Source organism: Kitasatospora sp. NPDC048545 (genome assembly GCF_040651155.1).
Taxonomy (GTDB): domain Bacteria; phylum Actinomycetota; class Actinomycetes; order Streptomycetales; family Streptomycetaceae; genus Kitasatospora.
The window spans coordinates 1-21,165 of record NZ_JBEZIQ010000073.1 but is presented as its reverse complement, the minus strand read 5'-3'; the positions used below and the strand labels follow the sequence as shown (position 1 = coordinate 21,165).

Here is a 21,165-nt window from a genome sequence, read left to right as displayed (position 1 = left end):
GTTCCCGGCTCCTCCTTGCGGTGCGGCGGCCGCACCGGGCGGGAACGTACCACCGCGGCTCACCCGTTCAGCCGATGGCGGTCAACTTTCGTCGGCCGGGAAGAGCTCCGGCTGGGGCGGCACACCGCCCCGGGTGGTCTGGACCGGCGGGGTCTGCACCGACGGGGTCAGGCCGAGGTGCCGCCAGGCCGCGGCGGTGGCGATCCGCCCGCGCGGGGTCCGGGCGAGCAGACCCTCGCGGACCAGGAAGGGCTCCGCCACCTCCTCGACCGTCTCGGCCTCCTCCCCCACGGCGACCGCGAGTGTCGACAAACCGACCGGTCCGCCGCCGAACAGCCGCAGCAGCGCGTCCAGCACCGCGCGGTCCAGCCGGTCCAGGCCGCGGGCGTCCACCTCGTAGACGGCCAGCGCCTGGGCGGCGATCCCGGCGGTGACCACCCCGTCGTGCCGGACCTGCGCGTAGTCGCGGACCCGGCGCAGCAGCCGGTTGGCGATGCGGGGCGTGCCGCGCGAGCGCCCGGCGATCTCGGCCGCGCCGGCCGCGTCTATCTCGACGTCCAGCAGCGCGGCCGAGCGGTGCACCACCCGCTGGAGCTCGGCCGGGGCGTAGAACTCCATGTGACCGGTGAAGCCGAAGCGGTCGCGCAGCGGCGGCGGCAGCAGGCCGGCCCGGGTGGTGGCGCCGACGAGCGTGAAGGGCGGCAGCTCCAGCGGGATGGCGGTGGCGCCCGGACCCTTGCCGACGATCACGTCGACCCGGAAGTCCTCCATCGCCATGTACAGCATCTCCTCGGCGGGCCGGGACATCCGGTGGATCTCGTCGAGGAAGAGCACCTCCCCCTCGGTGAGCGAGGACAGGATCGCCGCGAGGTCACCCGCGTGCTGGATCGCCGGGCCGGAGGTGATCCGGATCGGGGCGCCCAGCTCGGCCGCGATGATCATGGAGAGGGTGGTCTTGCCCAGCCCGGGCGGCCCGCTCAGCAGGACGTGGTCGGGCGCGGCGCCGCGCTTGCGGGCGGCCTGGAGCACCAGGGACAGCTGCTCGCGCACCCGCTCCTGGCCGATGAACTCGTCCAGCAGCTTGGGGCGCAGCGCCGCCTCCACCGCCTGGTCCTCACCGTCGGCGGCAGCCGTGACCAGCCGGTCGGCGGGTTCCGAGTCGTACATCGTGGCGTGCTCCAGGGTCTCCGAAGTCGACAAAGGGACAGATCGTCAGGTGGTCTCAGCGGGCCCGATTGAGGCCCCGCAGCGCGAGCCGGAGCAGGGCGCCGACGTCCGGCGTCTGCTGGGCCTCGGCCTCCGGGGTGACGGCCGCGACCGCTTCGTCCGCCTCGCGCGGGGCGTAGCCGAGGCCGGTCAGCGCGGAGTGCAGCTGCTCGCTCCACGGCGCCGGGCCGCTCGCGATCGGCTTCTGCGCGGGCACCGCGCCGTGCGGGGCGCCCAGCTTGTCCTTGTACTCCAGCAGCAGCTTGGCCGCCTTCGCCTTGCCGATGCCCGGGACAGCAACCAGCGCCTTCTCGTCACCGTTCGCGATCGCGGCCCGCAGCGCGTCGGGGCTGTGCACCCCGAGGATCGCCTGCGCCAGCTTGGGGCCGACGCCCGGCGCGGCCTGCAGGATCTCGAAGACGGCACGCTCGTCGTCGTCCGCGAAGCCGAACAGCGTCAGCGAGTCCTCCCGGACCACCAGCGAGGTCGCCAGCCGGGCCGGCTCGCCCAGCCGCAGGCCGGCCAGGGTGTTCGGGGTGCACTGCACCGCCATGCCCACCCCGCCGACCTCGACCACCGCGAGCCCCGAGGAGATGGCCGCCACGGGCCCTTGAACGAAGGCGATCACCGGCCGGTGCCTTTCACAGGAACAGTGCCTCTCGGGTAAGCGGAACGGGCTCTCGCCGGTTCGGAGCGGGGGGCGGCGCGGGCGGCCAGGACGGCGGCCTCCAGGCGGTTGGTCGCCCCGCCGCGCCAGATGTGACAGATCGCGAGCGCAAGCGCGTCGGCGGCGTCCGCCGGCTTGGGCGGGGCGTCCAGCCGCAGCAGGCGCTGCACCATGGCCGTGACCTGGGCCTTGTCGGCCCGGCCGGAGCCGGTGACGGCCGCCTTGACCTCACTCGGGGTGTGCAGGGTGACGGGGATGCCGCGGCGCGTCGCGCAGAGCATCGCGACGGCGCTGGCCTGGGCCGTGCCCATCACCGTCCGCACGTTGTGCTGGGCGAAGACCCGCTCGACGGCGACCAGGTCGGGCCGGTGCTCGTCCAGCCAGGCCTCGATGCCCTGCTCGACCAGCAGCAGCCGCTGCCCGATCTCGGCGTCGGCGGGCGTGCGCACCACCCCGACCCCGGCCATCCGCAGGGGCCGACCCGGCGCGCCCTCGACCACGCCGACCCCGCACCTGGTCAGCCCCGGGTCCACGCCCAGTACCCGTACCACTCGCCCCGCCTCTCCCTGACTCGCCACTCGCGGCGAAGGACCTCCGCAGGCTACCGCCCGGGTCCGACAACCCGCCCGACGACACCGGCCCGGCGGTCCTGGGACCACCGGGCCGGGCAGTGGGAACGATCACCCACCGACGATCACTGGGCAGTGATCACTCGGCGTCGAGCTGCGCACCGACCTCGTCGGAGATGTCGAAGTTGGCGAAGACGTTCTGCACGTCGTCGCTGTCCTCCAGGGCGTCGATCAGCTTGAGGATCTTGCGGGCGCCGTCGACGTCCAGCTCGACCTGCATGCTCGGGAGGAAGTTGGCCTCGGCCGAGTCGTAGTCGACACCGGCGTCCACCAGCGCGGTGCGCACGGCGACCATCTTGGAGGCCTCGGAGACGATCTCGAACGACTCGCCGAGGTCGTTGATCTCCTCGGGCTCCTGGTCCAGGACGACCTCGAAGAGCTTGTCCTCGTCCACGCCGTCGGCCTTGGGGACGATGACGACGCCCTTGCGGGCGAAGAGGTACGACACCGAGCCCGGGTCGGCCATCGAGCCACCGTTGCGGGTCATCGCGACGCGGACGTCGGAGGCCGCGCGGTTGCGGTTGTCCGTGAGGCACTCGATCAGGACGGCGACGCCGTTGGGGCCGTAGCCCTCGTACATGATGGTCTGGTAGTCGGCGCCGCCGGCCTCCAGACCGCCACCGCGCTTGACGGCGCGGTTGATGTTGTCGATCGGGACCGAGCTCTTCTTCGCCTTCTGGATGGCGTCGTAGAGGGTCGGGTTGCCCTGCGGGTCGGGACCGCCCGTGCGCGCCGCCACCTCGATGTTCTTGATCATCTTGGCGAAGAGCTTGCCGCGCTTGGCGTCGATCACGGCCTTCTTGTGCTTGGTGGTAGCCCACTTAGAGTGGCCGGACATCGCCAGCTCCTTTACGTCGCCAAAGGGAAATGAACAGATGAGATCTTACCGGTGTCGTCACCGGTGAGGTGCACACGGTCAGCGCGCGGTCAACACGCGCCCGTCCCGCACCCGGCCCGCGGTCAGCCCGCGACGGCCGCGAGGTGCTCCTCGACCATCTTCACGAAGTACGCGTGCACCCGGTGGTCGCCGGTCAGCTCCGGATGGAAGGAGGTGGCCAGCAGATTGCCCTGGCGCACGGCCACGATCCGGCTGTCCGGACCGTCCGCGGCGGGCAGCTCGGCCAGCACCTCGACGCCCGCGCCGACCGCCTCGACCCAGGGGGCGCGGATGAAGACGCCGTGCACCGGCGCGTCGTCCAGGCCCTTGAAGGCGATCCCGGACTCGAAGGACTCGTTCTGCCGGCCGAAGGCGTTGCGGCGCACCGTCATGTCGATGCCGCCGACGCTCTCCTGGTCCTCCCGACCGTCCAGGATCTTGTCCGCCAGCATGATCATGCCCGCGCAGGTGCCGTACACCGGCATCCCCGCGGCCACCCGCTCGCGCACCGGGTCCATCACGCCGAACAGCAGCGCCAGCTTGGACATGGTGGTGGACTCCCCACCGGGGATCACCAGTGCGTCGACCTCGGCCAGCTCCTCGGCGCGGCGCACCGGACGGGCGAGCGCGTCGGCCTCGGCCAGCGCCACCAGGTGCTCGCGGACGTCGCCCTGCAGGGCGAGGACGCCGATGACTGGAGTGCTCACGGTCTTCAACCTCAATCGATCGTTACTACGGACGTACGTGGCGCGGCCCGCCGCGGCGCCGAAGCGCTGCGGCGGGCCCTGACCTTCGGAACCCGCGGGGCGACTACCAGCCGCGGTTGGCGTAGCGCTCGGTCTCCGGCAGGGTGTCGCAGTTGATGCCGACCATGGCCTCGCCCAGGTTGCGGGAGGCGTCCGCGATGATCTTCGGGTCGTCGTAGAAGGTGGTGGCCTTCACGATGGCCGCGGCGCGCTTGGCCGGGTCGCCCGACTTGAAGATGCCGGAGCCGACGAAGACGCCCTCGGCGCCCAGCTGGCGCATCAGCGCGGCGTCGGCCGGGGTGGCCACGCCACCGGCGGAGAACAGCACGACCGGCAGCTTGCCGAGCTCGGCGACCTCCTTGAACAGCTCGTACGGGGCGCGCAGCTCCTTGGCGGCGGCGTACAGCTCGTTGTTGTCCAGGGCGCGCAGCCGGCCGATCTCGTTCTTGATCTGGCGCAGGTGGCGGACGGCCTCGACGACGTTGCCGGTGCCGGCCTCGCCCTTCGAGCGGATCATGGCCGCGCCCTCGGCGATGCGGCGCAGGGCCTCGCCCAGGTTGGTGGCGCCGCAGACGAACGGGGTAGTGAAGGCGAACTTGTCCGAGTGGTTGACCTCGTCGGCCGGGGTCAGCACCTCGGACTCGTCGATGTAGTCGACGCCGAGCGACTGCAGGACCTGGGCCTCGACGAAGTGGCCGATGCGGGACTTGGCCATCACCGGGATGGAGACCGCGGCGATGATCTCCTCGATCATGTTCGGGTCGGACATGCGGGCCACGCCGCCGTCCTTGCGGATGTCGGCCGGAACCCGCTCCAGGGCCATGACGGCGACCGCCCCGGCGTCCTCGGCGATCTTGGCCTGCTCGGCGTTGACCACGTCCATGATCACACCGCCCTTGAGCTGCTCGGCCATGCCGCGCTTGACCCGGGCGGTGCCGATCTGCGGCTGGTCTGCGGTGGTGGGGGTGGTGGACACGTGAGACCTCACTCGAAGATGAACCAGTGCTATCGCCCTATGGTAGGCGGAACAGGGGGCCCCTCCATGCGCCACCAAGTCCAGCCAGGGCGAAGGGATACGACAAACGGGCCGTATCCCCGGACACCCTATGCAGGCGCCCCTTCCGGCGTGAGAGCGGGCGGCGGGGCGTCGTCCATCTCGAAGGCCATCGGGAACGGCGCCTTCCCCGCCAGCCGGAAGTACCGCACCAGCCGGTGCTCGCGCACCGCCCGCGCCGCCCGCACCGCGTCGTTGTGGAACCGACGGGCCATCGGCACCCGGCGCACCGCGGCCGTCAGATCACGAACCGCGTCCTCCCCGCCCGGCTCGGCCACCAGCGCCGCCACCTGCGCCGGCTCCTCCAGCACCGCCCGCAGCGCCAGGCTCAACTGGCTCTCCGCCACCTCGCGCTGCTCGTCGTCGGCCTGCCGGGCCGCGTGCGCAGCGTCCAGCAGCAGCAGCGACGCCGCCGGGTCCAGCAGCGAGGACGTCGCCAGCTCCACCGCCACCGAGGCCCGGCGGACCAGCTGCGCGTCCAGTGCCGCCCGCGCGGCGTCGATCCGGGCGTGCAGCCGGTCCAAGCGTCCGGCCGTCCAACTCAGGTACATGCCGAAGAGCACCACGGCCACGCCGGCCCAGATCCAGGTAGTCACGGGCCGCTACGTTACCGGGTGTCACCGGGCGGCCCGACCGGCGTCAGCCGACCGCGACCGCGTTGCGGTAGCTCTCCCGGTCGATGTCCGCCACGTTGACGGCGGTGAACAGCCGGGTGCCCGGCGCCGGCCGGACGTGCGCGGCCAGCAGCGCCAGGACGCCCTCGCCGAGCGCCGCCTTCGCCTCCGGCGTCCGGCCCGGGAACATCTGGACCTCGACGTACACCTGGACGTCGGCCGGGGTCCCGCTCGTACCGACCACGAGCTCCTCGCTCTGCCGGAACAACGTCTTGCAGGACTCGGGCTTCGCGCCGACGGTGTCCTCGGCGAGCCGGTTGATCGCCAGGCCCAGTGCCCGGCGGTCGAAGCCGCCGGCCAGGCCGGCCGAGTAGTCGACGGAGATGTGCGGCATCGTCTTCCCCCATGCGGTGAAGCAGTACGGTCGGCCCGACCCTAACCCCACCGACACCCGGGCCCGACCCGGCCCCACCACCGTGCGGGCTCAGTCCCTGGCCAGCCCGAACCGGCCGCGCCGCCCGCTGCGCTCGTCCTCCTCGACGACCGCGGCGGCCCCCGCCGTCACCGTCTCGTACACGGCCAGGATGTCCGCGCCCACGGTCGACCAGTCGAACCGCCGCACGTGCCGCGAGGCCGCCTTGCGCAGCTCGTCCAGCCGCCCCGGATCGTCCAGCAGCCGCAGCGCCGTCCGGGCCAGCGCGTCCGCGTCCTCCACCGGGAACAGCTCGCCCGCGTCCCCGCCGTCCAGCACCTGCTTGAACGCGTCCAGGTCGCTCGCCAGCACCGGGGCGCCCGCCGACATCGCCTCGACCAGGATGATCCCGAAGCTCTCGCCGCCCGTGTTCGGCGCCACGTACAGGTCCACGCTGCGCAGCAGCCGGGCCTTCTCCTCGTCGCTCACCATGCCGAGGAACTCCACCTGCCGGCGCACCTCCGGCGCCAGGCCCGCGACGGCCTCCGCCTCGTCGCCCTTGCCCGCCACCAGCAGCCGCACCCCCGGACGCTCCGCCAGGATCCGCGGCAGCGCCGCCAGCAGCGTCGGCAGGCCCTTGCGCGGCTCGTTGATCCGGCCGATGAAGCCGATCGTGCCCGGCTCCCCCTTCGCCGCGCCGCCCGTCCAGCGCTCGTCCGGCTCGGCGTCCGCGAAGAAGCCCACGTCCACGCCGTTCGGGATCACCACGGCGTCCCCGCCCAGGTGCTCCACCAGGGTCCGCCGGGCGTACTCCGACACCGCGATCCGGGCCCGCATCTTCTCCAGGCCCGGCTGCAGGATCGGCGAGGCCGCGATCATCGCCCGCGAACGCGGGTTGGAGGTGTGGAACGTCCCCACCATCGGCCCGGTCGCCGACCAGGCGGCGAGCATCGACAGGCTCGGCGAGGCCGGCTCGTGGACGTGCAGGATGTCGAAGCGCCCGTCGTGCAGCCACCGCCGCACCCGCGCCGCCGACAGGATGCCGAAGCTCAGCCGCGCCACCGACCCGTTGTACGGCACCGCCACCGCCCGCCCGGCCGAGACCACGTACGGCGGCAGCGCGTCGTCGTCCTCGGCCGGCGCCAGCACCGACACCTCGTGCCCCAGGCCGATCAGGTGCTCGGCCAGGTCCCGGATGTGGAACTGCACCCCGCCGGGGACGTCCCAGTCGTACGGGCAGACGATGCCGATCTTCACGGGTTCCTCAAGCTCCTTCGGACAGTCGTAAGGGTCGGCGGTCAGGACCCGGAGGCCTCGGCCGCGGGCTCGGGCGCCGATTCCGCGGGCACCGCGGACGGCTCCTTCACCGTCTCACGGGCCGGCAGGTCGGCCAGCCAGAACTTCTGCAGCATGTGCCAGTCCTCCGGGTGCTCGCGGACGTCGCGCTCCCACACCGCCGCCATCGCCTGGGTCATCGCCCGCGCCTGCTCCTTGCGGTCGCCCTCCCCGGGCACCGCCACCTCGGGGTGGATCAGCGCCCGCAGCACCGGGCCGTCGTACCAGAGCGTCACCGGCAGCAGCGCCGCACCGGTGCGCTGGCACAGCGCCGCCGGACCGGCCGGCATCCGGGTCGCCTCACCGAAGAAGGACACCTCGATGCCCGCCTCCGACAGGTCCCGGTCCCCCACCAGACACACCAGCCGGCCCTCGCGCAGCCGCCGCGCCAGCGTGCCGATCACGTTCACCGAACCGCCGGTCAGCGCCAGGACCTCCATGCCCTGGCCCTCCCGGAACTCCACGAACCGGTCGAACAGCCGCTCCGGCTTCAACCGCTCCGCGACCGTCGTGAACGGGTAGCCCTGCTGTGCCACCCAGGTGCCCGCCAGGTCCCAGTTGCCCATGTGCGGCAGCGCTATCACCGCGCCCCGGCCGGTGTCCACCGCCGCCCGCAGGTGCTCGAAGCCGTCCACCTGCACGTCCCGGGCCACCCGCTCCCGGCTCCACACCGGCAGCCGGAACGACTCCATCCAGTACCGCAGGTACGAGCGCATCCCGGCCCGCGACAACGACCGCAGCGCGGCGTCGTCCAGCTCCGGACGGACCCGGCGCAGGTTCGCCTCCAGCTGCAGCACCCGCTTGCCGCGCTTGCGCCACGCGTAGTCCGCCAGCCGCTCGAACAGCCCCCGCGCCACCGGCTCCGGGAGGTGTTTCAGCAGCCCCCACCCCAGCGCGTACGCCCAGTACACCAGTCGGTCCGTCACCGCAGGACGCCCCCCATCAGCTCCCGGCCGCCGCTCGGTCGGCCTCGAACGCCTCCCGGCGCACGGTCAGCATCCGCTGGAACACCGTCACCAGGCTGCCCGCCGCCACCAGCCACAGCGCCACCGGCAGCAGCCACTCCACGTACGGCACGCCGAACGTGTGCAGACCCGCGATCCCGGCCGCCACCAGGCTGGCCACCAGCCGCTCGGCCCGCTCCACCAGCCCCGACACGTCACACGGCAGGCCCTGGCTCTCCGCCCTCGCCTTCGTGTACGACACCACCAGACCGCTCGCCAGGCAGAAGATCGCCACCGCGCACAGCAGGTTGTCGTCGCCCTTGCCGGCGTACCACATCGCCAGGCCGCCGAAGATCGCCGCGTCCGCGACCCGGTCCAGCGTGGAGTCCAGGAACGCCCCCCACTTGCTGGTCCGGCCCAGCTGACGGGCCATGTTCCCGTCCACCAGGTCCGAGAAGATGAACAGCGTGATCGTGATGGTGCCCCAGAAGAACTCCCCGCGCGGGAAGAACACCAGCGCACCGGCCACCGAACCGGCCGTCCCGACCAGCGTCACGGTGTCCGGGCTCACACCCAGACGGATCAGGAACGCGGCGAACGGGGTCAGAACACGTGTGAAGAAGGCACGCGCGTATTTGTTGAGCATGGCCTTCCCAGCCGCCCCGATCTCCCGGATACCCGCCTGGCGCAACACGCGCGGCAGACGGCCGGACGGATCAGCCCGTCCGGCGCACCCATCGTAGCCACGCCCGGGACACGCTCCACCGCACGCACCGCCGGACCGCACCCCCGCCACGGCACGCACACGTACGGTCACCGCCCGGCCGTGCGACACCCACCCCGGCCCCGCCGCACAGGCGGCGGCTCGAAGACCGGCCCTAAACTGCGAAGGACAGCCTCGGCGCCACGGGAGGAGACCCCGATGCCCGACCGCAGCACGGCACGAGCCGGCCAGGCACCCGCCGTCACCGGCCCCCGGGACCTGCGCAACGTCGTCCTCATCGGCTCCAGCGGTGTGGGCAAGACCACCCTCGCCGAATCCCTCGCCCACGCCGCCGGCGCCACCGGCCGCGCCGGACGCGTCACCGACGGCACCACCGTCTCCGACCACGAGGACATCGAGCACCAGCAGCAGCGCTCCGTCCAGCTCTCGCTGCTGCCCCTCGAGTGGAAGGGCGTCAAGATCAACCTGCTCGACCCGCCCGGCCACCCCGACTTCACCGCGGACCTGCGCGCCGCCCTGCACGCCGCCGACGCCGCCGTCTTCGTCGTCTCCGCCACCGACCCGGTCACCGCCTCCACCCGCACGCTGTGGCGCGAGTGCGCCGCCGAAAACGTCCCGCGCGCCATCGCCGTCGCCAAACTCGATGTCGCCCGCACCGGCTTCGACGACATCCTCGCCGTCTGCCACGACGCCTTCGAACTCGGACCGGACACCCTCCGCCCGCTCTTCCTGCCCGTCCTCCACGACGGCCGGCCCGACGGCAGCGTCGACCTGCTCACCGGCGACACCTACGGCGACGCCACCCCGCTCCCCGACACCGGCCCCGCCCACGACAGCCTCGTCGAGGCCATCTCCGGCCAGGACGACACCCTCATGGAGCGCTACCTCTCCGGCGACACCCTCGACACCGACTCCCTCGAAGCCGGCCTGCGCCGCGAAGTCCTCGACTGCACCCTCCACCCCGCCGTCCCCACCAGCGAGAACGGCCTCGGCGCCGCCGAACTCCTCGACCTCATCGCGCACACCTTCCCCGACCCCACCGAACGCACCCGCCCCGGCCCCGACTGCGACCCCGACGCCCCGCTCGCCGCCCAGGTCATCCGCGTCACCGGCGACGCCTACGTCGGCCGGATCAGCCTGCTGCGCGTGTACGCCGGCACCCTGCGCCCCGACACCAAGATCCACCTCGTCGGCCCGGCGCACACCGCCGACCAGAACGGCGACGAACGCGTCACCGGCCTCACCAGCCCCTTCGGCAAGGTCCAGCGCCCCGTCCCGCACGCCGTCGCCGGCGACCTCGTCTGCGCCGCGAAACTCACCACCGCCCGCGCCGGCGACACCGTCCACGACCCCGGCCACCCCGTCGAACTCGACGGCTGGACCCTCCCCGAACCCCTGCTCCCGATCGCCGTCGAGGCCCACAGCAAGGCCGACGACGACAAGCTCTCCCAGGGACTCACCCGGCTCACCGCCGAGGACCCGGCGCTCCGCCTCGAACAGAACCCCGACACCCACCAGCTCGTCCTCTGGTGCACCGGCGAGGCCCACGCCGAGGTCGTCCTCGACCGCCTGCGCACCCGCCACGGCGTCCACGTCGACACCGTCGAACCCAAGGTCGCCCTGCGCGAGACCTTCGGCACCGCCGCCGCCGGCCACGGACGCCTCGTCAAACAGTCCGGCGGGCACGGCCAGTACGCCATCTGCGACCTCGAAGTCGAACCCCTCCCGGCCGGCTCGGGCTTCGAGTTCCAGGAACACGTCGTCGGCGGCGCCGTCCCCAAGCATTTCATCCCCTCCGTCGAGAAGGGCGTCCGCGCCCAGCTCGCCAAGGGCGTCTCCACCGGCCACCCGCTCGTCGACGTCCGGGTCACCCTCACCGACGGCAAGGCCCACTCCGTCGACTCCTCCGACGCGTCCTTCCAGAACGCCGCCGCCCTCGCCCTGCGCGACGCCGCCGAACACGCCGTCATCCGCCTACTCGAACCCGTCGCCGCCGTCAGCGTCCTGCTGCCCGACGACTACCTCGGCGCCGTCCTCGGCGACCTCTCCGCCCGCCGCGGCCGCGTGCTCGGCACCGAGACCGCCGGCCCCGGCGTCACCCTGCTGCGGGCCGAGGTCCCCGAACTCGAACTCGTCCGCTACCCGATCGACCTGCGCTCCCTCACCCACGGCACCGCCGAGTTCTCCCGCGCCTACCTGCGCCACGAACCCATGCCCGCCGCACTGGCCGAGCGCCAGACCGACTGAGCGCCCAGGCCGTACGGACCGCACCGACCCACCGCCGACAGCCGACAGCCGCCCGGGCGGCTGTCGGCGTCACCCGGACGGGCTCAGGGCCGGACGGGCCCGCGGTTCGGCAGCGCGCACGCGGCCGTGCCGCCCGGCATCCGGTGCCGGTTGCGCGCCACCCAGCGGTAGACCACGCCCGCCACCGGCCGCACCGGCGCCGCCGTCAACACCGCGCCCAGGTACGCCCACGCCCCACCGGAGCGCATCAGCAACCGCGCGACCGCCTGTGCGCCCCCGTGCACCCGCCCGGTCGGCGTCACCCACAGCACCTCGCGTTCGGCCCGCTCGGCCGACACCTCGCCCCGACCGCCCGCGAGCCCGTCCAGCACCCCGAGGTCCGCGAACTGGAAGGCCACCGCCTCCCAGCCCCCCGAGGCCAGCGTCTGGCGCAGGTACCGCTCCGCCCACCGCACGCAGGACGAACAGAACGCGCAGTCCCCGTCGAAGACCAGCACCGGATCCTTCACAGCGGCTCCCCTTTCCTCGCTCCCCCACCATCCTCCTCCACCCCACCGCGCCCCGCCCCGGCGGGTATCGACCGGCCCGAACCTGGGCATCATGCCTCTCGGGTCCGGCACGGCTCGAACGTGACGGTACTTCAGACGATCATCCGCGCCGGGGTGCCGCAGCACGGTAACCTGCCGCTGACAAGGGGAGGAGGGGACGCCACCGTGACCACACTCGACATGACCCCGGGTGCGCAGATACCCCGGACCGACGCCGGCCCGCAGACCGCCGTCACCCAGGCGCTCTCCTCGGCCGCGTACCGCGACGGCGAGATCGGCGACTTCGTCACGGCCGTCGCCGACGCCAAGGAGAAGAAGGGCCGCTTCGCCCTCTTCCGTCCCAACCTCGGCGAGGCCTTCAGCAAGGCCCTGGTCTCCCGCGCCCTCGGCGGCGACCGCAAACCCATCGTCCCCGCCTTCGGCGTCGACACCCGCCAGGTCGTCGAACACTGCCTGGCCGCCGAGGAGTTGCGCAACACCCGAGACCGGCAGCTCACCACCGTCACCCTGGTCACCGGCGCGCTCTTCCTCCCCGGCACCCTGCTCTGGCTCGCCGCCTTCCAGGTGCGCGCCTGGCTGAAACGGGACAACCCGAAGAACGCCGGCGTCTACGGCGGCATCGTCCTCGCGCTCGCCGCCGCACTCGCCGTCTTCCTCGTGCTGCGCCCGCCGGCCGCCGGCGCCCTCGGCGTCTACCTGCGCGTCACGATGCTCGCCCCGGTCATCGGCTGGTACCTCGCCCGGCGGATCGTCGAACGCTCCGCCAAGGACCTGCGCGCCCGCTGGCAGGCCCTGGTCGAGGGCTCCGCCGTCGCCGCCACCGTCGCCAAGGCCGTCCCCCGTGACGACCTCGACAAGAAGGCCACCACCCTGCGCGACAAGCTCGGCCGCCTCGACGCCGAGCAGGAGACCAACGTCCACCACTACGCCGGCCCCAAGGGCATCCTCGGCGCCGGCCGCCGCTGGGGCGAGTGGCGCCTCGCCGACACGCTCCACCCCGCTGACGGCCACGCCGACTTCCGCGCCTTCCACCCCTGGGACCTCGTCCGCCGGATCTCCTCCCACCTCAAGGGCCTCGGCATCAGCCACGTCGCCAACAGCGGCATGCCCAACGTCACCATCAAGCAGTGGGTGGTCTTCGACATCGGCGAGGGCGCCGACGAGATCAGCCGCCCCGGCAACGCCGACATGGACGGCGACCGGATGCGCGACTTCGCCGTGCAGAGCATCGCCGACAAGCAGACCTTCTCCGGCGGCCCCCGACACTACCTCGCCACCCAGTTCATCACCCACGACGGCAAGCTGGTCCTCACCTTCACCGTCACGGTGACCCTGCTCGCCAACGTCCTCAACATCACCGTGTCCGGCTACGCCCTCGGGCCGGTCAAGGGCGTCTTCTTCGACAAGCCGAAGGACAAGGAGAAGTCGGTCTCCAAGACCGTGAAGTTCTGGGAGGAGCGCACCGTCAAGCTCCCCCTGATCGACAACGACGAGGTCGTCCGCCAGGCCGTCCGCGCCCCCTTCTACCGGATGCCCGGCCTGCTCGGCTGGCTCGGCGGCGGGCTCGGCCTGCCCGAGCCGTTCGGCCTGCGGCACATCTGGGCCGGCCGCGCCTGGGACAACCGCTCCATGGTCGACAACGCCATGAACGCCTCCGTCCCGGTGCTCAACGCGGTCCACAGCGCCACCCTGGAGTTCCTGCAGGAGCACGACCTCGACGCCGACCGCTTCTTCAAGACCCGCACCTCGATCATCAAGTCCGAGGCGCAGAGCCCCCGGCCGTACGACGTCGACACCTTCAACGCCGGCTGAGCCGACCCCGCACGGCGGAGGGGCCCGCCACCGATCTCGTCGGTGGCGGGCCCCTCCGCGTTCCGGCGTCCGCGTCCGGTCCGGGTCAGCCCTGCGGCCAGACCTCGGCCAGCATCTTCCGGGTGTCCGCCAGCAGCTGCGGCAGCACCTTGGTGTGGCCGACCACCGGCATGAAGTTGGTGTCCCCGCCCCAGCGCGGAACCACGTGCTGGTGCAGGTGCGCCGCGATCCCGGCGCCGGCCGCCGCGCCCTGGTTCATCCCGATGTTGAACCCGTGCGCCCCGGAGGCCGCCCGCAGCGCGGTCATCGCCTTCTTGGTGAAGTCCGCCAGCTCGGCCGTCTCCGCCCCGTCCAGGTCGGTGTAGTCGGCCACGTGCCGGTACGGGACCACCATCAGGTGCCCGCCGTTGTACGGGTACAGGTTCAGCACCGCGAAGACGGCGCTCCCCCGGGCGATGACCAGCCCGTCCTCGTCGCTCAGCGACGGGATCGAGCAGAACGGACAACCGTCGTCCGGAGCCGGGCCGGTGGGCTTGTTCTCACCCTGGATGTACGCCATCCGATGGGGGGTCCACAGGCGGCGGAAGCCGTCCGGCTCCCCGACGCCCCGCTGCAGTTCCGGCTCAGTCGTCATGCTGATCAGCATATTCGCCCGACGGTGGATGCAAAGCCGCGCGGGACAGACTCATCGAGAGCCTGCCCCGCGCGTGACGGTCGTGCTACCGGATCACACCTGGATCCGGTTCTTGACCGCGTCCACGATCTCGGCGACGGCGTCCGCGACCGGAACGCCGTTCTTCTGCTCGCCGTTGCGGTAGCGGAAGGACACCGCGCCCGCCTCGACGTCGTCGTTGCCCGCGATCAGCATGAACGGGACCTTGGTCTTCTGGGCGTTGCGGATCTTCTTCTGCATGCGGTCGTCCGAGGTGTCCACCTCGACCCGGATCCCGTGCTTCTTCAGCTCCGCCGCGACCTCCAGCAGGTACGGCACGTGCTCGTCGGTGATCGGGATGCCGGTCACGGTGACCGGGGCCAGCCACGGCGGCATGGCGCCGGCGTAGTGCTCCAGCAACACCGCGAAGAAACGCTCGATCGAGCCGAACAGTGCACGGTGGATCATGACCGGACGCTGACGCGAACCGTCCGCCGCGGTGTACTCCAGGTCGAAGCGCTCCGGCAGGTTGAAGTCGAGCTGGATGGTCGACATCTGCCAGGTCCGGCCGATGGCGTCCTTCGCCTGCACCGAGATCTTCGGGCCGTAGAAGGCCGCGCCGCCCGGGTCCGGCACCAGCGGCAGGCCCTGCTTCTCGGCCACGCTCGCCAGGACGGCGGTGGCCTCCTCCCAGGTCTCGTCGCTGCCGACGTACTTGACCGGGTCCTTGGTCGACAGCTCCAGGTAGAAGTCGGTCAGACCGTAGTCGCGGAGCAGGTTGAGCACGAAGGTCAGCGTGGAGTCGAGCTCCTCCGCCATCTGCTCACGGGTGCAGTAGATGTGGGCGTCGTCCTGCGTGAAGCCGCGGGCACGGGTCAGGCCGTGCACGACGCCGGACTTCTCGTAGCGGTACACCGTCCCGAACTCGAAGAGGCGCAGCGGCAGTTCACGGTACGAGCGGCCGCGCGCGTCGAAGATCAGGTTGTGCATCGGGCAGTTCATCGGCTTGAGGTAGTAGTCCACGCCCTCGTCGAGCTGCATGGGCGGGTACATGCCGTCCGCGTACCAGTCGAGGTGGCCGCTCTTCTCGAAGAGCTTCCCCTTGGTGGCGTGCGGGGTGTAGACGAACTCGTAGCCCTCTTCCTCGTGCCGCTTGCGCGAGTAGTCCTCCATCGCCCGGCGGATGATGCCGCCCTTGGGGTGGAAGACGGCGAGGCCGGAGCCGATCTCCTCGGGGATGGAGAAGAGGTCCAGCTCGTTGCCGAGCTTGCGGTGGTCGCGCTTCTCGGCCTCGACCAGGAAGTCGAGGTGGGCCTTCAGCTCGTCCTTGGACGGCCAGGCGGTGCCGTAGATGCGCTGCAACTGCGGGTTCTTCTCGCTGCCGCGCCAGTAGGCGGACGCGTTGCGCATGAGCTTGAACGCCGGGATGTGCCGGGTGCTGGGCAGGTGCGGGCCGCGGCAGAGGTCGCCCCAGCACTGCTCGCCGCTCTTGGCGTCCAGGTTGTCGTAGATGGTGAGTTCGCCGGCGCCGACCTCGACGTCGGCGCCCTCGCCGGCGGTGGCGGCGGAGCCCTTGAGGCCGATCAGTTCGAGCTTGTACGGCTCGGCGGCCAGCTCCTCGCGGGCGGACTCGTCGGTGACCACGCGGCGGGAGAACTTCTGCCCGCGCTTGATGATCTCCTGCATCTTCTTCTCGATGGCCTTGAGGTCATCGGGGTGGAAGGGCTTCTCGACGTCGAAGTCGTAGTAGAAGCCGTCCTTGACCGGCGGACCGATGCCGAGCTTGGCCTCGGGGTAGAGCTGCTGCACGGCCTGGGCCATGACGTGCGCGGTGGAGTGGCGCAGGGTGTCGAGGCCGTCCTTGCTGCCGATCTCGACCGGCTCGACCTCGTCGCCGTCCTGGACGGCGTAGGCGAGGTCCTTGAGCTGGCCGCCGACACGGGCGGCGATGATCGAGCGGTCGTCGGCGAAGAGCTCGGCGGCCGTGGTGCCCGTCGTCACCACGCGCTCTTCCCGATCGGGTTCGCGGCTGATGATTACCCGGACGTCCGTCACCGGTCTCTCCTGACGTGCTGGATTTCAGAGGACGCAACACTGCGCTGCGCGTGACGATGGTACCGAGAGCGCCGCCCCCGCCGTCCACCTGCCGCCCGCCTCCGCCCCTGCGGTCCGCCCCGCTACGCCCCCTCGTTCCTCTCCCCCGGGCCCTCCGCGAGGCCTTTCAGCAGCCGCTCGCGGTCCTCGTCCTCCCAGTCGCGCAGTTCGAAGCCTTCGGGGCGGGTCAGCCGGCGGAAGCCGCCGCGGCTCTCCAGCCGGCCGGAGACCCGGACCGGGAGGCCTGCGAGGTGGGCCTCCGCGGCGAGCCGGTAGTCGGGGTCGGACAGCCGGAGCTTGAGTTCGCGGACCTCGGCGCCGGCGAGGACGCGCAGCCGTACCGCGCCCTGGCCGGCCGGGTCGGCGCGCTTGAGCCGGGTGACCACGCCGACGACGGTGACGACGACGGCGGGCTCGATCCGCTCCAGCAGTTCGGCGGCCTCGGTGAGGGCGGGGAGGTCCCCGGGCGAGAAGTCGAGGACGATCCGGCGGTCCCCGAAGCCGCCCGGCGTCCCCACGGCGGGCGACCAGGCGACGGTGAGCCGGGCGGCCGTCGCGCCGCGGACGAGTTCCTCGACGGACCGCACGAGTTCCCGGCTGACTCCGGCCCGGACGGCGTTCTCGAAGGCCTCGGGCCCGCCGCTGACCCGGCGGTAGTCGACCGCGTCGCGCAGCGCCTCCAGGGCGCGGACGAGGGTGGTGACGGCGGCCCGCCCCTCGGGGGCGGGGGTGTGCGCGGTGAGGGCGGCGCCCTGTTCGACCACCAGGACGCGGTCCAGGAAGTCCCCGGCGGGGCCGTCCAGCCGGGCGCCGAAGTGGGCGGCCCTGGTCCGGGCGGCCTTGGCCCCGGCGGCGAGCATCCCGCGCGCAGCCCGCCGGAGGCACTCGGCCTCGTCCCAGGGGGTGGCCTCGGCGGGGCCGGGCGGTTCCCGGCGCCAGCACAGTTCGTCGCCGGGGACGGCCAGGGCCAGCAGGATCGACCGGGCGGAGGGGGTGCGGGAGCGGGAGAGCGCGGTGACGGCGTCGGCGAGAAGGTCGACGGCGTCGTCGAAGCCGTCGCCGGCCGGGACGAGGAGGCTGGTGCCCGGTTGGTCGTCGGGCGGGGTCCAGCGGCCGTAGCGGGCGGCCGGTCCGCCGCGGCGGACCCAGCCGTGCCGGGCGAGCAGGGTGGCCAGCACCGCGGGGTCGACGGTGGCGGGGTCGGGCAGTGTCGGGGCCGGCTCGCCCGGTCCGTGGGGCGGTGTCATGGGTTCGGCTCCTCGCTGCCGGGGCCGGGCGGTCACGGGCTGCCGCCCGCGCCGACCCGGGCCATGATGTCGCAGAGCGCGCGGTCGTCGAAGACCTTGTCGGTGGGCACCCGGACGTTGGTCCGCCGCTGTCCGGTGACCGGGTGGCCGGCCAGGTTGACCCAGTAGCAGCAGTGCCGCAGTTCCAGGGCGTCCGGGCGGGCCCGCAGCCAGTGGTCGACCCGGCTCGGCAGCAGCATCACGACCAGGATCCGGGGCACGGCGACCCTGGCCCGGGCGAGCTTGCGCAGGTGGTCGTTGTCCAGGGTGAAGCTGAAGAACCGTCCGGCCGGGTCGGGCGCGATCTGCTGGGTGGCCTTGAGCTGGATCTTGAGGGTGACCTCGTCGTCCACCCGGTGCACCCGGGAGCCGTGGTTGACCTGCCAGTCGATGCCGTTGTCCGGGAAAGGCTGGGAGAGCGAGCAGCCGGCCGCGGCGGCGACCGCGTGCAGGTAGCCGACCTGCAGCGTCTCCATGCAGGCGGTCACCGCGAGGTTCCCCCGCAGGACGGCCGATGCCTCCTCGGGCTGCGGCTGTGTCAGTGCCATCGCCCCGTGGCCTCCCCCGGGTCCGGGCCCGTCCGATTCGAACGGGACGGTCATCGGCAGGATCCCCGGTCGAGCCTGGGCCAAACGGGTTGAAGCACCGTCAGAACCGGGTATCAACCGGGCGCGGAACGCACGCCTGAGGGGCAGTCATGCAGCAGCACTGGTACACCGGCCCACTCGCTTCCTTCGACACCGAGACCACCGGCGTGGACGTGGAGACCGACCGGATCGTCTCGGCCGCCCTGGTCGTCCAACTCGCCCCGGGCGCACCGGTGCGGACCACCACGTGGCTCGCCGATCCGGGCGTCCCGATCCCGGACGGCGCCCGCGCGGTGCACGGCATCACCGACGAGCACGTCCGGCTGCACGGCCGGTCGGCCCGTACGGTGGTGGCGGAGGTCGTCCGCGCGCTCGCGGCCGAGGCCCGGGCCGGGCACCCGGTGGTGGTGATGAACGCGCCGTACGACCTGACGCTGCTGGACCGGGAGTTGCGCCGCCATCACGGGCTGACGCTGATCGGCGGTCTGGACGCGGCGGGGCTGCTGGTGCTGGACCCGCGGGTGCTGGACAAGCACGTGGACCGCTACCGCAAGGGCCGCCGGACGCTCACGGACCTGTGCGCCCACTACGGCGTGGAGCTGGCCGGGGCGCACGACGCGGCGGCGGACGCGACGGCGGCGCTGGCGCTGACCCGTCGAATAGGTGCCCGTTACCCGGCGGCGCTCGGCGGGCTGACGCCGGCCGAACTGCACCTGCGGCAGACGGTCTGGCACGCGGCGCAGGCGCGCGGGCTGCAGAGCTGGTTCGACCGCTCGGGGGTGGCGGAACGGGTGGACCCGTCCTGGCCGCTGCGGCCGGCCCGGTGCGGCTGCGGACGCCGGATGGAGCCGGAGCACGGCTGCGAGGCGGCGGCGTAGCGGACGGTCCGGCAATCGGCCCCGGAACGCACCGCAGGCCCTGACCGGTTTCCTGGTCAGGGCCTGCGTGCTGTCCGGGTGGGCGATACTGGGATCGAACCAGTGACCCCTTCGGTGTGAACGAAGTGCTCTCCCGCTGAGCTAATCGCCCGGGCAACGAGATGAACTGTAGCACCATTCGGAGGTCGTCGTACAACTCGTCCTTCCGGAGTCCCCCGACGCATCCGCAGAACTCGCGCTCCGCGCGGAAGGTGACTGCGCCTCAGCGGATTAGTGACGACTCTTCGGCGCTTTCCGGAAATACACGTGAGGCCCAGCCGATAATCGGCTGGGCCTCACGTATCACAATGCATTCCGGTGGGCGATACTGGGATCGAACCAGTGACCCCTTCGGTGTGAACGAAGTGCTCTCCCGCTGAGCTAATCGCCCGGGTGCAGGGAAAACATTACCGCATCCCGGAGGGTGCTCCGAACACGCTCCCCGTCCGCGACCCCGGGGCCGGCCCGCTCAGCTCTCGTCCAGTTGCCAGGGGAGGGTCAGGCCGTAGCGCGCGAGGTACCAGCCGCCCGCCCCGACGACGACGGCCAGCCCGAGCGCGGTGACCGTCAGGTTGCGACGGCGCACCCGGGGGTCCATCGCCCGCCGGGCCGCCTCGGCGACCTTGCGGCGGGTCCAGCGCAGGGCCCGCCGGGCCCAGACGAACTCGGTCGCCCAGATCCCCATGCCCAGGAAGATCACCACCCAGCCCGGACCGGGCATCGGCAGCATCACCACGCCGAGCCCGACCACCGCGAGGCCGGCCACGAAGACCACCGCCTGCCAGACCCGGTGCAGCCCGCGGGAGCGGCGCACGAAGGCCGGCGCCCGCGAGCCGACCTCCCGGCCGCCGTCGACGACGTCATCCGGGGTGATCGCTTCACCCGTTCTCGTGTTCCCGGCCGTCTTGTCGTTTCGCACAGTCATGCCAGGAAACTAACCAAGAAGCGCCTCGGTAATGCCCGGCCCACCCACTCCGGGACGAATCCGCAATGCGCCGTCAGGGGTACGACTCGCGCCCGAATCGGGACAGAGGGGTTTACATCGGTCTTGGGGGTGGGATGGTCCGTTCGCCGACGTGCGATTCCCCGAGCGCACACTGAGCGAAAGGCCATGGCGCTTATGAACACCACGGTCAGCTGCGAGCTGCACCTGCGCCTCATCGTGTCCAGCGAGTCCTCACTGCCCGTTCCCGCGGGCCTGCGCTACGACACCGCCGACCCCTACGCCGTGCACGCCACGTTCCACACGGGCGCCGACGAGACAGTGGAGTGGGTGTTCGCCCGAGATCTCCTCGCGGAGGGGCTGCACCGACCCACCGGTACCGGCGACGTCCGGGTGTGGCCGTCGCGCAGCCACGGGCAAGGGGTGGTCTGCATCGCGCTGAGCTCTCCGGAAGGAGAAGCCCTGCTGGAGGCCCCGGCCCGGGCGCTTGAGTCGTTCCTCAAGCGGACCGACGCCGCGGTGCCGCCCGGCACCGAACACCGTCACTTCGACCTCGACCGGGAGCTGTCCCACATCCTCGCCGAAAGCTGACCCCCGACCGGAGACGGTCACGCCCCGCTGTCAGCGGGGCAGCACCGCCTGCCGTCATCGCTGCCGTCCTACTCGGGGGCACGGCAGCGGACTCAGCCGCGCACGACGCGGCCTCGGGGCCGGTGGAACGGCCCGCTCCCACCGGAGCGGGCCCGCAGCACCACAGGCGCCCGGCACCGAGGCCGGCCACCCGTTCGGGGGGGGGGGGCCGGGGGCGGGGGGCCGGGGGGGTTGCGGGGCGGGCGCGAAGACGCCCCACCCCGCCGCCCCCCCGCGCACG

At 72.4% G+C, this 21,165-nt stretch carries 21 protein-coding genes and 2 tRNA genes; 4 read left to right on the top strand and 19 right to left on the bottom strand.

The annotated features are described in order from the left end of the window. Positions 1 to 81: 81 nt before the first annotated feature. From ruvB to pgsA, 11 genes are all read right to left on the bottom strand, one after another. Positions 82 to 1,167, bottom strand: a complete 1,086-nt coding sequence (ruvB, locus tag AB0D10_RS40710; RefSeq protein WP_360266361.1) for a Holliday junction branch migration DNA helicase RuvB — start codon at positions 1,165 to 1,167, stop codon at positions 82 to 84. 55 nt (positions 1,168 to 1,222) lie between these two features. Continuing rightward, positions 1,223 to 1,834 carry a Holliday junction branch migration protein RuvA gene (ruvA, locus tag AB0D10_RS40705; protein WP_360266309.1) on the bottom strand — a complete coding sequence of 204 codons (612 nt, stop codon included), beginning with the start codon at positions 1,832 to 1,834 and terminating at the stop codon, positions 1,223 to 1,225. Beyond that, positions 1,831 to 2,424, bottom strand: coding sequence for a crossover junction endodeoxyribonuclease RuvC (gene ruvC, locus AB0D10_RS40700; RefSeq protein WP_360266306.1), 594 nt, complete (start codon positions 2,422 to 2,424; stop codon positions 1,831 to 1,833). The genes ruvA and ruvC overlap by 4 nt, the downstream gene beginning before the upstream one ends. Before the next feature lie 157 nt (positions 2,425 to 2,581). Further along, entirely contained in the window at positions 2,582 to 3,340 is a 759-nt protein-coding gene (locus tag AB0D10_RS40695) for a YebC/PmpR family DNA-binding transcriptional regulator (protein WP_360266304.1), read from the bottom strand. A 122-nt stretch (positions 3,341 to 3,462) separates the two neighbouring features. After that, complete coding sequence (pdxT, locus tag AB0D10_RS40690; RefSeq protein WP_360266301.1) at positions 3,463 to 4,086, bottom strand: pyridoxal 5'-phosphate synthase glutaminase subunit PdxT; 624 nt, start codon at positions 4,084 to 4,086, stop codon at positions 3,463 to 3,465. 103 nt (positions 4,087 to 4,189) lie between these two features. Further along, positions 4,190 to 5,101, bottom strand: coding sequence for a pyridoxal 5'-phosphate synthase lyase subunit PdxS (gene pdxS / locus AB0D10_RS40685; protein WP_360266299.1), 912 nt, complete (start codon positions 5,099 to 5,101; stop codon positions 4,190 to 4,192). Between the two features lie 128 nt (positions 5,102 to 5,229). After that, positions 5,230 to 5,730, bottom strand: coding sequence for a hypothetical protein (locus AB0D10_RS40680; protein WP_360266358.1), 501 nt, complete (start codon positions 5,728 to 5,730; stop codon positions 5,230 to 5,232). Between the two features lie 88 nt (positions 5,731 to 5,818). Continuing rightward, positions 5,819 to 6,187, bottom strand: coding sequence for an isomerase (locus AB0D10_RS40675; protein ID WP_360266297.1), 369 nt, complete (start codon positions 6,185 to 6,187; stop codon positions 5,819 to 5,821). A 90-nt stretch (positions 6,188 to 6,277) separates the two neighbouring features. Further along, on the bottom strand, positions 6,278 to 7,462 hold the full coding sequence (locus AB0D10_RS40670) for a glycosyltransferase family 4 protein (RefSeq protein ID WP_360266294.1): 1,185 nt from the start codon (positions 7,460 to 7,462) through the stop codon (positions 6,278 to 6,280). A gap of 41 nt (positions 7,463 to 7,503) precedes the next feature. Then, on the bottom strand, positions 7,504 to 8,466 hold the full coding sequence (locus AB0D10_RS40665; RefSeq protein WP_360266291.1) for a phosphatidylinositol mannoside acyltransferase: 963 nt from the start codon (positions 8,464 to 8,466) through the stop codon (positions 7,504 to 7,506). 16 nt (positions 8,467 to 8,482) lie between these two features. Then, on the bottom strand, positions 8,483 to 9,130 hold the full coding sequence (pgsA, locus tag AB0D10_RS40660; protein WP_360266289.1) for a phosphatidylinositol phosphate synthase: 648 nt from the start codon (positions 9,128 to 9,130) through the stop codon (positions 8,483 to 8,485). Positions 9,131 to 9,406: 276 nt separating this feature from the next. On the opposite strand from pgsA, the gene AB0D10_RS40655 reads away from it, so the two are divergent. Then, a complete protein-coding gene (locus AB0D10_RS40655) occupies positions 9,407 to 11,455 on the top strand; it encodes an elongation factor G-like protein EF-G2 (RefSeq protein WP_360266287.1) in 2,049 nt (682 codons plus the stop codon). Between the two features lie 83 nt (positions 11,456 to 11,538). Here AB0D10_RS40655 and AB0D10_RS40650 read toward each other — a convergent pair whose 3' ends face one another. After that, positions 11,539 to 11,964 (bottom strand): DUF393 domain-containing protein, encoded by a 426-nt coding sequence (locus tag AB0D10_RS40650; protein ID WP_360266284.1) that lies wholly within the window; start codon positions 11,962 to 11,964, stop codon positions 11,539 to 11,541. A 204-nt stretch (positions 11,965 to 12,168) separates the two neighbouring features. On the opposite strand from AB0D10_RS40650, the gene AB0D10_RS40645 reads away from it, so the two are divergent. Next, entirely contained in the window at positions 12,169 to 13,815 is a 1,647-nt protein-coding gene (locus tag AB0D10_RS40645; protein WP_360266281.1) for a hypothetical protein, read from the top strand. A gap of 85 nt (positions 13,816 to 13,900) precedes the next feature. On the opposite strand, the gene AB0D10_RS40640 is transcribed toward AB0D10_RS40645, so the two are convergent. The 4 genes from AB0D10_RS40640 to AB0D10_RS40625 all read right to left on the bottom strand — a co-directional run bounded on the left by AB0D10_RS40640 (position 13,901) and on the right by AB0D10_RS40625 (position 18,395). Continuing rightward, on the bottom strand, positions 13,901 to 14,461 hold the full coding sequence (locus AB0D10_RS40640; RefSeq protein WP_360266278.1) for an HIT domain-containing protein: 561 nt from the start codon (positions 14,459 to 14,461) through the stop codon (positions 13,901 to 13,903). A gap of 81 nt (positions 14,462 to 14,542) precedes the next feature. Further along, entirely contained in the window at positions 14,543 to 16,522 is a 1,980-nt protein-coding gene (thrS, locus tag AB0D10_RS40635; RefSeq protein ID WP_360266275.1) for a threonine--tRNA ligase, read from the bottom strand. A gap of 122 nt (positions 16,523 to 16,644) precedes the next feature. After that, a complete protein-coding gene (locus AB0D10_RS40630) occupies positions 16,645 to 17,808 on the bottom strand; it encodes a hypothetical protein (protein ID WP_360266272.1) in 1,164 nt (387 codons plus the stop codon). Positions 17,809 to 17,840: 32 nt separating this feature from the next. After that, positions 17,841 to 18,395 (bottom strand): DUF4365 domain-containing protein, encoded by a 555-nt coding sequence (locus AB0D10_RS40625; RefSeq protein ID WP_360266269.1) that lies wholly within the window; start codon positions 18,393 to 18,395, stop codon positions 17,841 to 17,843. Positions 18,396 to 18,544: 149 nt separating this feature from the next. Between AB0D10_RS40625 and AB0D10_RS40620 the strand changes: the two genes are divergently transcribed. After that, positions 18,545 to 19,312: an exonuclease domain-containing protein gene (locus tag AB0D10_RS40620; RefSeq protein ID WP_360266267.1), complete on the top strand. Its 768-nt coding sequence runs from the start codon at positions 18,545 to 18,547 to the stop codon at positions 19,310 to 19,312. Between the two features lie 79 nt (positions 19,313 to 19,391). Here the strand turns inward: AB0D10_RS40620 and AB0D10_RS40615 are convergent. The 3 genes from AB0D10_RS40615 to AB0D10_RS40605 all read right to left on the bottom strand — a co-directional run bounded on the left by AB0D10_RS40615 (position 19,392) and on the right by AB0D10_RS40605 (position 20,276). Beyond that, positions 19,392 to 19,463, bottom strand: a tRNA-Val gene (locus AB0D10_RS40615). Positions 19,464 to 19,670: 207 nt separating this feature from the next. Beyond that, a tRNA-Val gene (locus AB0D10_RS40610) sits at positions 19,671 to 19,742 on the bottom strand. Between the two features lie 78 nt (positions 19,743 to 19,820). Further along, the gene (locus tag AB0D10_RS40605; RefSeq protein WP_360266264.1) at positions 19,821 to 20,276 is read right to left on the bottom strand and encodes a TIGR02611 family protein; all 456 of its coding nucleotides are present in this window, start codon (positions 20,274 to 20,276) and stop codon (positions 19,821 to 19,823) included. Between the two features lie 195 nt (positions 20,277 to 20,471). On the opposite strand from AB0D10_RS40605, the gene AB0D10_RS40600 reads away from it, so the two are divergent. Beyond that, on the top strand, positions 20,472 to 20,885 hold the full coding sequence (locus AB0D10_RS40600; RefSeq protein ID WP_030056266.1) for an SsgA family sporulation/cell division regulator: 414 nt from the start codon (positions 20,472 to 20,474) through the stop codon (positions 20,883 to 20,885). The last annotated feature ends 280 nt before the right edge of the window (positions 20,886 to 21,165 follow it).